The 13,326-nt window shown below is 59.9% G+C and carries 13 protein-coding genes; all 13 read right to left on the bottom strand.

Annotation, left to right across the window (positions count from 1 at the left end):
• On the bottom strand, positions 1-1,133 hold a 1,133-nt coding region (locus FJ248_06080), incomplete at its 3' end, for a hypothetical protein (protein MBM4120453.1).
• A 59-nt stretch (positions 1,134-1,192) separates the two neighbouring features.
• Positions 1,193-2,491, bottom strand: a complete 1,299-nt coding sequence (locus FJ248_06075; protein MBM4120452.1) for a hypothetical protein — start codon at positions 2,489-2,491, stop codon at positions 1,193-1,195.
• A gap of 4 nt (positions 2,492-2,495) precedes the next feature.
• A complete protein-coding gene (locus tag FJ248_06070; protein MBM4120451.1) occupies positions 2,496-2,933 on the bottom strand; it encodes a hypothetical protein in 438 nt (145 codons plus the stop codon).
• Positions 2,934-2,995: 62 nt separating this feature from the next.
• Positions 2,996-3,898 (bottom strand): hypothetical protein, encoded by a 903-nt coding sequence (locus FJ248_06065; protein ID MBM4120450.1) that lies wholly within the window; start codon positions 3,896-3,898, stop codon positions 2,996-2,998.
• 80 nt (positions 3,899-3,978) lie between these two features.
• The gene (locus FJ248_06060; protein ID MBM4120449.1) at positions 3,979-5,232 is read right to left on the bottom strand and encodes a hypothetical protein; all 1,254 of its coding nucleotides are present in this window, start codon (positions 5,230-5,232) and stop codon (positions 3,979-3,981) included.
• Positions 5,233-5,242: 10 nt separating this feature from the next.
• Entirely contained in the window at positions 5,243-5,509 is a 267-nt protein-coding gene (gene tatA, locus FJ248_06055) for a twin-arginine translocase TatA/TatE family subunit (protein ID MBM4120448.1), read from the bottom strand.
• Between the two features lie 26 nt (positions 5,510-5,535).
• A complete protein-coding gene (locus FJ248_06050) occupies positions 5,536-6,333 on the bottom strand; it encodes a tetratricopeptide repeat protein (protein MBM4120447.1) in 798 nt (265 codons plus the stop codon).
• A 23-nt stretch (positions 6,334-6,356) separates the two neighbouring features.
• Positions 6,357-7,466 carry a hypothetical protein gene (locus FJ248_06045; protein ID MBM4120446.1) on the bottom strand — a complete coding sequence of 370 codons (1,110 nt, stop codon included), beginning with the start codon at positions 7,464-7,466 and terminating at the stop codon, positions 6,357-6,359.
• Positions 7,467-7,503: 37 nt separating this feature from the next.
• The gene (locus FJ248_06040; protein ID MBM4120445.1) at positions 7,504-9,282 is read right to left on the bottom strand and encodes a radical SAM protein; all 1,779 of its coding nucleotides are present in this window, start codon (positions 9,280-9,282) and stop codon (positions 7,504-7,506) included.
• Positions 9,283-9,541: 259 nt separating this feature from the next.
• Entirely contained in the window at positions 9,542-10,513 is a 972-nt protein-coding gene (locus FJ248_06035; protein ID MBM4120444.1) for a nitrite oxidoreductase, gamma subunit, read from the bottom strand.
• A 54-nt stretch (positions 10,514-10,567) separates the two neighbouring features.
• Positions 10,568-11,533 carry a molecular chaperone TorD family protein gene (locus FJ248_06030; protein ID MBM4120443.1) on the bottom strand — a complete coding sequence of 322 codons (966 nt, stop codon included), beginning with the start codon at positions 11,531-11,533 and terminating at the stop codon, positions 10,568-10,570.
• A gap of 148 nt (positions 11,534-11,681) precedes the next feature.
• Positions 11,682-12,287 (bottom strand): 4Fe-4S ferredoxin, encoded by a 606-nt coding sequence (locus tag FJ248_06025; GenBank protein MBM4120442.1) that lies wholly within the window; start codon positions 12,285-12,287, stop codon positions 11,682-11,684.
• A gap of 17 nt (positions 12,288-12,304) precedes the next feature.
• On the bottom strand, positions 12,305-13,303 hold the full coding sequence (locus FJ248_06020; protein ID MBM4120441.1) for a hypothetical protein: 999 nt from the start codon (positions 13,301-13,303) through the stop codon (positions 12,305-12,307).
• Between the last annotated feature and the right edge of the window lie 23 nt (positions 13,304-13,326).

Below are 13,326 nucleotides of genomic sequence, written 5' to 3'. Positions count from 1 at the left end.
AAAAACGCCGGCGGGCCGGTCAGGGGCGCGTAGCTCAGCTCCACGTCCACATCGAAGGTCTTTGTATCTTTCGGTGTTGGGAAGGTGAACGTCTCGACGCGCGTCTCCTCCGGCTTGAGCACCGTGTTACCGAGCACCTGCGCGGCCTCGAAATCGAACACCGTCTTCTGGCCTTTCGCATCCGCATAGGTTCGGCCATAGACGCGTTGTTCCGCGTAGACCGTTTTCAGGTTTTTGCCCTGGATCGAAAGATCCAGAACCACGCGGGCCCAGCCCGGATGCGTCGTTGGAAGATTGTGGGGCACCAGGCTCTGGACCGTCACCTTGACGGTGGTCTGATCGCCCTTGATCGTCGTGAGCACGTCCAGCTTTGCCGCTTCCTGCCGCAGCTTGCCGATCCGTCCCGGGAATGAATGGTTGGCAACCTTGCGCTTGCGCTCGCCGTTGGCCGACTCGCCCACCTGTTCGGGCATGTGACAGGTCTGGCATTCCTTGCCAGACTTGACCGCCTGGCTCGTTTCCCAGCCCCCCAGCAGATCGTTGGCCTTCCCGAGACTGGCGGCCGTCGGCACGGCAAGATGGCAGTTGAGACAGAGATCGGACTTCCGGAACAGCGGCAACTCCATAGATTGATGCGCGAGGTTTGGAACATAATCTTTATAAGGACCGAACATCGTCTTGCCGCCTGTTTCGTATTTGGGGCTCGGCTGCACATTGCTGCGGTCCACTTGCTTGATGAGATGGCACTGCGTACACCCCACGCCGTCAATAGCCGGATCACCAGATTGCACCTGCGCGATAAAGGCATCGCCCTGCTCTGGATATTCGTTGACGTGCGGCGCGTGGCAGCGCAGGCAAAGCAGCTTGTCTTTCGTGCCGGCGGACGAGACGTATTGATCCAACATCGCACGAAACGCTGGCGAATGGATCGAACGGGACAGTGGCGAGGCTTCCCACTCTTCGAAGCTGCGCTCATGGCAGCGCTTGCACTTGGCCGCAGCTGGAAAAACTTTTTCGAGTGGGCTTTTGGTCTGTGCGAACCCCTGAGGTTCATCCCTGAACCACAGCGCCACGGCACAAACGGCCAGGCCGGTCGCCAGCGTCCATCGCACCGCTTTCCACGACAAAATCACGTGCACCGCGCTCCTCTCACGAAACACTGAGAGCCGTTCTTCCGGAAGCGACCGGTCCGTTACAAGGCTTTTGTACGGAAGGTCAGCACTCGCGGCTGAGCATATTCCTGGAGCAGTTTCACAGCCTCGGTCCGCGTCTTCTCATCCGGCAGCGTGGCCAGATACTTGTCCTTGAGCGCAGGCGAGGGCTCGGGAATCAGCGCATAGGTCAGCGCCGCTTCGATAACAGCCGGAGTGCCCCCCTTGGTCGCCAATTCGAATGGCACCCGCCGTGTCGTCCCACCCTTGATGAAGGGGTCAGGGAACGGTCCCCGGGCGATCTGTTCAAACGGCAGGCCGAAGTGCTTCACCTCCGATGCCACCACATGCCCCTTGGCATCCTTGGCCGTGATTGTGACAAAGAACTGCTTCAGCACCGGATCACCGTCAGGGTAACTGTGCGGCAAACTGCCGACGCGGACCAGTACGGTCCCCTTCAATGACGCACCGAACTTTTCGGACTCAATGTCCACGCGCGGCATCCACTCGGCCTGAAGATTCCGGTTCTTGAGCATGGTGCCGGGAATCACCACGCCGCGGAACCAGTGTCGCCCGATTGCGCGCGTCATCGCCCCACGTTTGGAGGTCGAGCTACCGGTCGAGGGCTCCATGTGGCAGTCCTGACAGACGGTCCCCTGGAGAATTTCCCCCGGCAGGTCGTGCTGGGTGACATCCTTCACCTTGTCGAAGTGACAGGACGCGCAGTAGTTGGCACCCCGGTAGAGATCCGACTGCACGGCCTGATGGACGAGATTTTCTTCGGGATTGGCATAGGGCCCGTAGAACGTCCGACCCGGATGCAATTTGAAGGTTGGCGGCGGCGCGGCCGGATCCTTGGCCGTCTCGCTGATCAAATGACAGGAGGCGCAACCGATACCCTCGATCTGGATTTTGCCCGACAGGGCCTGAGTCGCAATCTTGTCCACATGCTGCGGGAAGATCGTGGTCGCAGGCACGTGGCAGGAGAGGCACTGGGTTTTTTGCTCCGGCGTGGGATTAGTCTGCAACCACACGCCCAGCACCGTACGGAAGACCGGCGACTCCAAGGACGTGCCGTGCGGCAAGGCCGCGTCCACGCGACCGAACGTTTTCAAATCCGGTGTCTGCTCGCGCACGCCCTTCCATTCTTCGTAGTGCCGATCATGACACTGCTTACAATCTTCCGAGCGAATGAAGACCTTCTCGATCTGGTCGACCCAATCAGGAACTTGGCCGTCGGCCTTCTGCGCCGAGGCATGGCCGGCGAGCAACGCAGCGCTGAGCGCAATCGCGGCCAGCACACCGATCTGAAGACGCCGCATCACAGACCATTGCCTCATACGATCAATCCCGCTTACAGCCGACAAAATGAAAATTCACGCCCCAGCCAACCGGATCACCGGGATCCGCAGGCTCATAGGTCCCGACCGTGAAGTTGCACTGTTTCGTAGCGCGCGCGAGTGCCCAGCCGAAATCCGCCAGTGTTTTTATTTCGACCTTATCAATTTCCTTGATCACCGATCGCACTTTGATGCCGGCGCCCTCCGCCATCGTGCCACCGATGACTTCCAGCACCGCCACGCCCTCCGCGCGCTGAAGCCCCAGTTCCTTTTGAATCTCCGCATCCACTTCATCCACCACGATGCCAAACTGCTCGCCAAGGCGGATGGCCTTCTCCTTGGTCATCACGGCCTGCTCGGTTTTGCCGTCCCCTTGGGGCGGTGGTTTTTGCTCCGCCGCTGCGACGCTCTCTCCTCCGGCCAGCCCTGCGAGCAGAACCAAGCACACCGTCCCCCATGGAAGGACGTTCCCGAGGACCAGCCTGCCTGGCCGCACGCCAACGCTCACAGATTCGTGCCCGGATCAATGGCCAGTTGAAACCACGGCGCCACGGCCTTTTGCCCGTTGCGTTCCTTGTTTTCCCCGTTCCAGATCGCGAAAGCCACCGCCTGCAGACGGCCCGGCTCCAACCGGGCCTCATTTTCCTGTCCGGCGCTCGCCATCGGGCGGCGGATGACCACACGCCAAACACCGTCCTTCCACGTCGCCTTGCCCTGTACACGGCCCTGGTCTTCCTTCGTCGTCAGCGTGCTGAACCCGCCGCCGATGAGATCCTCGACCGACGATTTCCGGCGCGGAATCACCTCAAACCGCCGTACCTCTCCACTCGCCCGACTGTCCGAGGTGCGCGCGGCGCGCCGATCAATGTCGCTCTGCCAGTCCGCCTTCCAGTGCCAGATATTGATATAGTGATCGAGCTGCCCCATGCAGAAAAAGGCCGGGGCGTCGCCCAGCGGGAGACCGATCGCGACACCGTCGCGGAAGGTGCCTGGCGTCAGACGGTCGTTTTTCGTATTGTCCTGCCATTCGAGCAGGAAGGCGATGTCGCTGCCGTTGTGGACGGATTTGAGCGTGAGCGCTCGCGCGCTGGGCTCGGGCCAGACCGGTCGCGTGATGACCTGCCCGCTGAGCGGTACGGTCATGAGAGGAATCTTGTCCCAGGCGGTGTCTTCGGGCGCGGAGGGAATCTCGCCGGCCACGAAGGACGAGCGGACGATCATGCCCTCAGAACTGACCATCGGGACACCAAACCATCCCAGAACGAAGGCTCCGACAAACAGACCGGCAAACAGCGGGAGATGTGACCGATGTAGTCCCCGGGGCATCCACTCCCCTCCTAGCTGGCTGCTGAAAGAATCCGCCGGCTGCGTTCTCGCATCACTCAAACCCTCAACGGACCGAAGCATATGCGTTGGTCCCTCGCTGGCTGCGGCCGGGCCGGATGGCCTGCATGAACAGCCTGCGTTCTGATTCAATGCCGGCGCGTCTACCAGATTCTGGCGCGCCGGATTTTATTCTCGCCCCGCTCGCACATATACAACAGTCCCTGCGAATCCAGCGCAAGCCCGACCGGGGAATTCACGACGGCTTCCACGGCCAGCAGACCGTCGCCGTGCTTGAGCTGACCGGCGGATTCCTTCGCGACGAACCGTGCGGCGCCACAGCCGCCCATGTTTTTGTCCTCGTAGCCGCTCTCGCCGTTGCCGACCACCGTGGTGATGGTGCCCGTTCTGGCGTCCACCTTTCGCACGCGGTGATTCATCGTGTCGGAGATATAGAGATTATCCTCGGCGTCCAGCACGACGGCTTCTGGCGCATGGAGCATGGCCTTGACGGCGGGCTTGTTATCGCCATCATAGCCGTAGCGGCAGATACCGGCGACGGTGGAGATGGTGCCCGTGGCCGTATCGATTTTTCGAACACGGTTACTGCCCTTGTCCACCACGTAGACATGGCCCTTGCTGTCCACGGCGATGCCGACGATGTCGTAGAGACGGGCGTCCGTGGCCGGCTTACCGTCATCCAGATAAAGCGAAAGATCGAGGCCGTCCGAGCAGACGGGCATGAGCCAGCCCTGGTCATCGCTGAAATCGATGCCGATGGCGTCACCCGACAGGACGACGAGGTTGCGTGCAACCAGTGGCTGCTCCCGGGCGTCATCCTCCGCCGTCCAGGTTCCGGCGATCGTCGTCACCTGCTTAGTCTTGGGATCGTAGCGGCGGACCCGGTGCGCCTGCGTGTCGGCAATGTACATGACATCATGGGCGTCGAAGGCGATGGCGGCCGGCCAGGTGAGATTCACCTCGAGCGCCGGACCGTCCCCGTTGAAGCCATGCTGCCCGGTGCCGACGACGGTCGTGATGACGCCCGTCTCGCGATCCACCCAACGGATGCGGTTGCTGCCGGAATCGCAGATGTAGAGGTTATTTTTCGAATCGAAGGCGACGTCGAGCGGGAGATACAGCCCCGCTTCGCCGCAGGGACCACTGTCGCCGCTGTAGCAGGTTTCGCCGATGCCGGCGAAGTTGTGCAGCGTGCCGGCGTTCAAATCCACGCGCCGTACGCGATCGGAGCCCGATTCAGCGAAGTAGAGAAACGTCCCGTTACGGTCCAGCGCGGCATGGTGCGGGAGCGGAATGCCGGCCTTCACGGCCAGCTTACCATCCCCGGTGCTGCGCGCCTTGCCGTTGCCGGCAAAGGTCTCGATGAAGCCTGTTCCGAGCTCGACCGGCGTGCCCATCAGATGCCTGTCAGGCCTTTGGCTGCTGCGGCGAAACCTGCTGCTCGACCGGCGCAGGCGTCTGCGGTGGAGCTGGTTGCGCCTGCGGTGTCGCCGTCAACTGCGCCTGAGCCTGCGCATCGGCCTCGATCGCCTCCGCCTCATGGACGGATTTCTTGAAGCCCTTGATCGCCTTGCCCAGCCCCTCACCCAACTGCGGGAGCTTCCCCGCGCCGAAGATGATCAGCACGATCACCAGGATTAATACCAGCTCTGTGATGCCGATGCTTCCAAACATGGCCCGTGTTCTCCTCGTGTTGACGGTTATGCTGTGCTGGAATCCTTCGACCGCTTCGCGAAGCGGTCTTTCAGTCGCTGCCGAGTCTGCTCGGCCTGCTCGAACATCTTACACTTGTCGTAGGCGCTGATGAGGTTGTAGTAGGCCAGCGGCTCGTCTTGGTTATGGTCCACCGCGTCCTCCAGCACCTTGATCGCAAGATCGGACTTCTTGTGGTTAAAGGCGATCTCCATGAGCTTGAAGCTGGCCTCCAGATGCTTGGGATCGAGCTCGAGCGTCCGGAGATAGCACTGCATCGCCATTTCCATCGTGTTCAGGTCCGAGACCTGCGGGTTGTCCAGCTCGACGTATACACCTGCCAGATTGTACCACGCGATAGGGTCCTCGGGGGTGACTTCGACCAGCCGTTCATAATACTTCTGCGCCTCGCGATAATTCCGCTTGTCGGACTGCACGCGACCCAGATTGAAAAGCGCCAGCACGTCGTCTGAATGTAGCTCCAGTGCGCGCTTGAACTGCTGCTCCGCCTCCTCCGCCATCCCCTTGGTCGCGTAGATGGTACCAAAGTTCGAGTAGTACATGGCGAGCGAGCGGTTCATCTCCGTTCGAAGCCCCTCGGCCATTTCGATGGACTTCTTGACCTCGGTCAGCGCGTCATCAAGGCGGCCCTTGCTGAAATAGAGCTCGCCCAGCCGACAGCGGGCTTGAAAATCCTCACCGTCTGTCGCCAGCAGCTTTTCCAGCTCGGCAATTTCCTCGTCCGGCGTCAGTTGCGGCTCCGCCTGGCCAGCGTCCGCCTGTTGCGTTGAAACCTGCTCGCTCATAATTCCCGCCTCTCCTTCTGTCGTTACGCCTGCCGACCGGCCAGCGACGGTTGCCCGCCTGCCAATGCAGCCGGTTCTCTCTGCGCGCCTGCCTGGACCGCATGGCGCCGGCGCTCCAGCGTCAGCAGCAACACGCCCAGCAGGACCATCAACGTCAAATGTGACAACTGCAATGCATAGCCCGCTAGAAACATCAAGCCAATTCCGATGCCCTCGTAACGGCCCTGCGTGTAGAGCCGGACGACCGTGTAGGACCAGGCCAGCAGCCCGGCCATGTACAGGGCAAACGGCAGATAGAAGGTGTAGCCCATCCCCATCTGGAAAATCCAACCGATCCCTTCGCCCGCCTTCCGGACATTCTCGGCCACGGCCGGATCGTACCAGCTCGCGATCGTGTCTACGAACAGGAGCAAGAGGAACGACGCGGTAGCCGTCACGGCAAAGGCGATCAGGCGGCGCCGCTGCCGCGGGTTCGTCGTGCGGAACGAGAACTCCCCGTAGGCCCAGAAGACCAGCAGGCTGGCCAGCACCATCAGGGCCTCGCCCGCCCGATTGAATTCATGCACCAGCGGCGGCTCCTCCGGCGACCCGGCGAGGCCATAGGACGTGGAGACAATCTGGTAATAGAGCCAGCCAGAGATGCCCAGCAGGTAGGTCACGATCATGATCCGCTGGCTCCACGGGCGCGGCACGGACAGATATTCGACCACCAGCACGATCAGAATGCTGAGAAAGAGGACGTTATACACCACCGCCCCCAGCATGGCGGGCGGGAAGAACAGATAGCCCACGGTCAGCAATAGAAGCAGCGAGGCGGCCGGCACCACGATCATGTCAAACCGGCTCTTGCCGATGGCACGCACCTTGTTCAGAAGCGCAACCGTCAGCACCAGAAAGACCAGCATGGAGACGACGTTGAGCAGCGTGAAGCCCATCGACGAGAGCACCTTGAATAGCACGCGCACAAAGTCGTACTTAGCGGCCAGCTTGCTCAGGTGCATGCCCAGCCGCGAGACGAGCCGGTAGAGTACCAGTTCGAAGAACGCCGCCCAGAGCAACACCTTGGCCGCCGTGTCGAATAGGAGTCCCTGCTCATCCGCTCTTGCAACCGTTCCGGCAGTCGTGTCGGTCATCGCGGTTTTCGTGAGTCGCGGTTCAGAAATGAGGCGGTCAGGAGCCGGCAGGAGCCGGCAGGGCGCTGCTCCGCTTTGGGTGGGCAATGTAGAGCAACCCGTCGGCCATGGAATAGTTGAACGGCAACTCGCAGACAACCTCGCTGATCTTGCCATACACGTGCTGGTAGACCCGCTCGGCCTGCTCCGGCGTCATGCCAGAGGACACTTCGTAAAAAAATCCGAGGCTTAAATCCTCCGCCGAGGGCCGCATGATGCGCTGGATGCCGTGTCCGCCCGGATCATTCATGATCGGCGCTTCCTTCTCCAGATCGAAGAGGCAGGGCTGGCAGGAAAACCCGTAGGACGAGTGCAGCCGCTGGTTCCCGACGATGAAGTTCACTGTCTCCATCGCCTCCTCCTCGGTCTCCGTGGGGAAGCCGACAATAATGTAGGCGTGGATCGCGATGCCTAGATCGAGGCAGTCCTCCGTGATGCGGCGAACGCTGGCCTGCGTGATCCCCTTTTTCATAAAATCCATGACTCGCTGATTGAACGTCTCCAGCCCGAAAACGATTTTCAGGCAACCGGCGTCGCGCATCTGCGTGAGCAGCTCGCGGGAGAGGTTTTTCTCGAACCGCATCTCGGCGGTCCACTGCAGATCGAGCTTCCGGTCCTGGATCTTCTGGCACAGCCGCTTAGTGGGCGAGAGGGCCAGACACTCGTCGGTGAAAAAGAAGAATGGCGTGTTGTATTTTTCCGAGAGCATCTGCAGCTCGTCCACCGTCCGGTCCGGGTCCTTCTGGCGGAAGTTCTGATGGTCGAGGGTCAGGGCACAGAAGGAGCAGTCCTTGTAATAGCACCCGCGCGAGAACTGCACAGGAAGGACCGTTTCGGGCGCCAGATATTTGTCGAGCGGAAAACCGTCGTAGTTAGGCGCCGGCAGCTCGTTGATGTTTTCCGAATAGAAGGGCTGATTGACGATGATCTTCCCGTTCTGCCGATAGATCAGGTTCGGCACTTTGCTGTAGTCTTTCTTGCCAGCCAATTGATTGACTAGCTCGAGCAAGGCCGTTTCGCCTTCAAACACGATGAAATCATCGGTCAGATCAAAGAGACTGTGGCAGCGACGCAGATTGTCCACCAGCCGCGTGAAGATGCTCCCGCCGATCGTCAGATGGATGTCCGGCCGCGCCTCCTTGATGAGACGGCAGAGCGTCAGGCCCGGAATGATTTGGGACGTGGCTGTGATGGAAACGCCAATCAAATCCGGCGAGCTGTCCACGATGGACGACAGAAACCGCTCGCGGAACAGAGACAAATAGGGGTTTTGTTCCTCGTCGCGGATGACTTTCATCAAATCTTTGGTAGAGTAGATGGAATAGCCGCTGACCTGATTGTCCACCACCGTGAGGCGGGTTGGAAAATAGAGCGTGGAGACCATCTCTAGCCACTTATCGATCAGGAACAGCGCATCCCGGTAGCGCTCAATATCGTAGAACTCCTCCCCGCGCAGGATCTCCTTAGCCACTTCCACCCGGTCGAACAGATAGGTAAACCGTTCCAACGACTCGACGGCCCGGGCATAGTGCTCCTGGCTGGACGGCCCGGTCTCGCCATGGCGGCTCCGCTCGAGCTGCCGCACCTTATCCTGCAATTTGGCGTGAATTTCGCGGCCGTAGGAATCGGTCAGGATTGTATCGAGAACTTCGATATTCAGGTCCCGCTGTTTGACGTTCTTGACGCCGCCCTGGTTCAGAAAGCCGGTCAGTGACGGCAGACTGAGATAGGGCTGCGAGGGATGCCAGCTGGGTGGAAAGATCAGCGAGACATTCACGCAAACACCTTCAACAAGAGGATAACTCGAACAGCTTGGACCGGCTGATTCCCGCAAACAAACTGTATAGTTATACCTTGTGGATGGTTGCAAAATCAACCAACGCACGAGAGTCTGAAGCAACCGGTCTGCAAGGGAAATTCAAGGGACACGGAGGGATCACCGAGCCGGAAAATACAGGGCCCCGGATCAGCTAGCTGACCCGGGGCCCTTGTGAAACCTGCGTAGAATCCTACGCTTCCCCTTTAGGGGACACGACTCACGGCAGTTTCAGCGTGAACCAGGTAGAAATGCCCTTCATCCCGTTCCGCTCGACGTTGCTGCCATCCCACACCGCAAACGCGATGGGAACAGAGGACCCCGCCTTGAACTGCACGTCGTTTGTATCGTTGGTGGTCAGCTCGCGCTTGACCACGATACGCCAGGTCGGACCGACGCAGCAGCCGCCCTTAACTGAACCATAGGGCTCCCACAGGCCGTTGCCGATGACGTCCTGATGCGACTGGGTGGTCAGTGTGCTGAACCCGTTTGCATTCAGGTCTTCCACGGAGCTCCGACGCATTGTCGGGTCCGCCATGATGTTTCCGGACCACATGGCCGTGTTGAAGGGCCCGAGGCTTCGGCCGATCCGGTCGGGGTAGGTCACGCCGCCCGCCGGCTCTTCAAAATAGTAGTCCCAAGCGATGGACGGATACTGATCGTCCACGTCCCACAGACCCGCACTGTCCTTCCCAATGTCCTTCTGCCACTCGGCATTCCACCGCCAGATATTGACAGTGCCGCCCGACTGGCCCATGCACTGGAACGGCGGCGCGCCTGACGTATTGACCGGGAACTGGATCGCCGCCTGATCGCGGAAGTCCTGCGGACCGATGGTGGTGTTGTTCAGGGTCTGGTCAGACCAGTCGAGACGGAAACCGACTTCCTTCCCGTTGCTGACTGCCTTCACGAACACCGATTTTACGGAGATGTTCGGGTGCATCGGCGTCGTGATCGTCTGCCCGCTGAGCGGAATGACCACGCCCGGCACACTTTCCCAGATGGGGTTTGCACCGTCCATCGGGATTGGCCCCTTGATCGCCTTTGCCGGAATGGTCACCGGCTGGCTGACCGCCAGGGGAACCTGCCCGATCGTCAGCATAATGCCAACGACAAGAGCAGAGAGAAGAATGCCAAACACCAAGCTTTTATTGCGTGTCTGCACCACTCCCATAAAAAAGTCCCTCCTCATAATTAAAAGACGTCGAACTATACCAATATCGCCAAAGCAGCACAACAACTATTTTCAGGCCGTTCCCGTCGGCCCATCCTCGTCCTTATCCCCCTTCTCTTTCTGGTCCATGAACGACTGGGCCCCCACTTCGTTGAGCAGGATGCTGAGCTCGTTACCCTGGTCCTGCGCCCCGCATTCGTAGGTCTGGCCTTCCGGTGCCTGGAAGGTGGCCGGCCGGTAGTCCGTTTCTGAATAGGGCTGTGGGGTCACGCTCTGATAGGCGGCATCGAATTCGATGTAGTCGGCTATAAACTCCGCGAGATGCCGGAAGAAGCCCCCATCGGCCTTCTTCACCAGCATGCGCGCGAAAAGCGGCACCCACCGACCGATGTGATCCTTCACAAACTTCTTCTGCGCGTCCACGACGATCTGCGTCTTCTCCGCGCCGTCGTGGCAGCGGGCGTAGGATTCCTTGTAGGCGAGAAAGTGCATGAACTCGAGCTCGACGCTCAGGTGATCCAGCCGCTCGTGAATGTCGCGCGAGAGTTCCAAGCCAAAGGCCTTGTAGAAACCGGCAATGTCGCCCATGGTATGGGCCTGACCGAAGACGTGATCGTTACCGAAGAGTGTTTCGTAGGGGGGGCAATCGAGGGTGATGACGTTGCTAAAAACCCGGCGGTGTTCGGCTTGCAGATCGGTGAGCTTCCAGTGCGTACATTCCGCCGCCACCCACTTTTCGACGGACTCCAGATGCTTGCGCAGCGCCGCCAGCTTCTGCTTGGCCTTTTCGCCGCCCTGCCCGGCCAGCGCGGCGCTCAGCCCCTCGAGCGCCGCCTCACCGTCTTCTACAAACTCGCCGCTCTGCAAATAGTCCAGAAATTCATCGTCTTCAGGATAGAGGAGGCTCCAGGAAATGAGGAGATAGAGTTTGCTGCGGCCCAGAGCGCGTTCAACAGCCGGGGAATCTTTAAGGGCCCTCGGGAGGGGTGCCGTGACAACAGGGTCAGACATTCCGCGTTCGCTCTCTTTTGTACTCATGCCTCACACCACAAGAGTGTGCACACGCAAAGTTCGAAATTATAATAGGCGACCGACTAAGTCAAGTCAAGTCGATTGTTGACTTATAAACAATTGAAATTAAAAGGATTTAATATGCATCGCGCTATGCTGTCCCTGCTGTCTGTTTCTAAAAATCAGGTGCGGGCGTACGCAACCGGGCCGGTGTCACCCGAATGGCGATCTTGTCGTTGACCGTCCTGCAGACCTGCTCGCAGATTCCACACCCCACGCAGCGGGTTTCAGCCACCTTGAGCTGCATGGAGTCGAAGCTCGTGGACAGAGCTTGGGTTGGACATTGCGACACGCAGGCATGGCACCCCTGCCCGGCCGTACAGAGCCGGTGCGACACCATCGCCAGCCCCATCCGCACATCAGCCACACGGTCCACGGGCAGCAGGGCTTCCGTCGCGCAGGCCTCGATGCAGGGGAAGTCGTCGCACAACCGGCAGGGCTGCTCATCGGCAAAGATCACGGGCGAGCCGTCGTGGCGATCGAACGTGATACTGTCGTGCGGGCAGGCCTTGGCGCAGTCGTCACAGCGAGTACAGCGCTCCAGAAACAATGCTTCCTCGACCGCGCCGGGCGGCCGCAGCCAGTCGTGCCGGGTTTTTGCAGTGGGTTTCTGTTCGGAGGGAGCGTCGCGATGCTTGACGAACTCCTGCGCTGTCTTCACGAACGACAGCGCGGAGTCCTTGAGGAAATTTCGCCGATTATATTTGGGGGCTGCCGCCATAATATCCCCGACGGCTGCTACATCACCCCGTCTGCTCGGAGTTTATAGACCTCGACACACCGATCGCACGCGCCGTATTCCACATCCCACCCAGGATGGTTCTCACGGATGAAATCCAACACGTGCTTTTCAATATTATTTTCCATATCTTCCACCCAAGTATAGGTAGGGAAGCGGCAGAGGGGGCACGGAAAGCCGGGCATGAGCATGACCTTGTTCTGCGTCTCCGGCACCTCCCCGCCTTCCACATCCACCGCGCGGTCCATCACGCGCAACGTATCCGTGGCCATCTCGACCAGCTCCGAATGCGTCAGCGACTCCGTCTGCCACAAACCTTCGAACACGGATTTCAACTGGGCTGGTGGAATCTTCCGATACCAGGAGCGGAACTCCTTGAACCGGTCCTCCTTGCTCAGCATGGATTCCTTTTGCATTCGCTGCAGACGGCTGTCGATGTGCAGGGACCAGAGCACGCGGTAGCGCTGGAGAACCAGCGTCTCTTCGCCGGGGTTCTGGCCCACCTTCGTATCCGGGTCGTAGCCAAAATGCGAACTCAGCAGGTCCGACACATGCATCAGCTCATGCCGGCAGTAGCGGGTCAGCGCCGGGTCGTAGAAGCGCCGCGGGATCAGCTTGATGCCCACGCCCTTCAGGCCCTTCTCCTCGAACTGCTTTGCCAAATCCTGCTCCACAGACCCCCACTTCCGCAGCACGTCCACACCTTCCTGGTCTTCCTTCAGCACGCCCTTGACCAGCACGATACCCACGCGCTTCTTCAATTCGGGGTATTCGTTGAAGGCATCGCGGATGATGTCTGAGAACCCCCATGTCCCGAAGAGGTACTGGTAGAGCTTCTTGAACTCGGCTTCCCGGTCATCTAGCGAGAACTTCTCGTAAATGGGGTCGGCGACCTCGTGGAACTCCTTGTAATAGGTCGGATCGCCCTCGCGCTCGGTCTTCTCGACAAAGGAGTCGATTACTTCCTGGAGCAGCGCTGGCTGAAATCGAATTTCCATGTGTCTGATGCCCGTTCTGCGTG

The sequence above is a fragment of the Nitrospira sp. genome, from assembly GCA_016873435.1.
In the GTDB taxonomy this organism is placed as follows: domain Bacteria; phylum Nitrospirota; class Nitrospiria; order Nitrospirales; family Nitrospiraceae; genus VGXF01.
This window is presented reverse-complemented; position numbering and strand designations above follow the sequence as displayed.

Bases quoted from the DNA above. Each gene is read 5' to 3' on its own strand.
- FJ248_06030 (MBM4120443.1), bottom strand. From the start codon at position 11,533: ATGAGTACAAAAGAGAGCGAACGCGGAATGTCTGACCCTGTTGTCACG.
- FJ248_06020 (MBM4120441.1), bottom strand. From the start codon at position 13,303: ATGGAAATTCGATTTCAGCCAGCGCTGCTCCAGGAAGTAATCGACTCC.
- FJ248_06045 (MBM4120446.1), bottom strand. From the start codon at position 7,466: ATGACCGACACGACTGCCGGAACGGTTGCAAGAGCGGATGAGCAGGGA.
- FJ248_06065 (MBM4120450.1), bottom strand. From the start codon at position 3,898: ATGCTTCGGTCCGTTGAGGGTTTGAGTGATGCGAGAACGCAGCCGGCG.
- FJ248_06060 (MBM4120449.1), bottom strand. From the start codon at position 5,232: ATGGGCACGCCGGTCGAGCTCGGAACAGGCTTCATCGAGACCTTTGCC.
- FJ248_06025 (MBM4120442.1), bottom strand. From the start codon at position 12,287: ATGGCGGCAGCCCCCAAATATAATCGGCGAAATTTCCTCAAGGACTCC.
- FJ248_06075 (MBM4120452.1), bottom strand. From the start codon at position 2,491: ATGAGGCAATGGTCTGTGATGCGGCGTCTTCAGATCGGTGTGCTGGCC.
- tatA (MBM4120448.1), bottom strand. From the start codon at position 5,509: ATGTTTGGAAGCATCGGCATCACAGAGCTGGTATTAATCCTGGTGATC.
- FJ248_06035 (MBM4120444.1), bottom strand. From the start codon at position 10,513: ATGAGGAGGGACTTTTTTATGGGAGTGGTGCAGACACGCAATAAAAGC.
- FJ248_06050 (MBM4120447.1), bottom strand. From the start codon at position 6,333: ATGAGCGAGCAGGTTTCAACGCAACAGGCGGACGCTGGCCAGGCGGAG.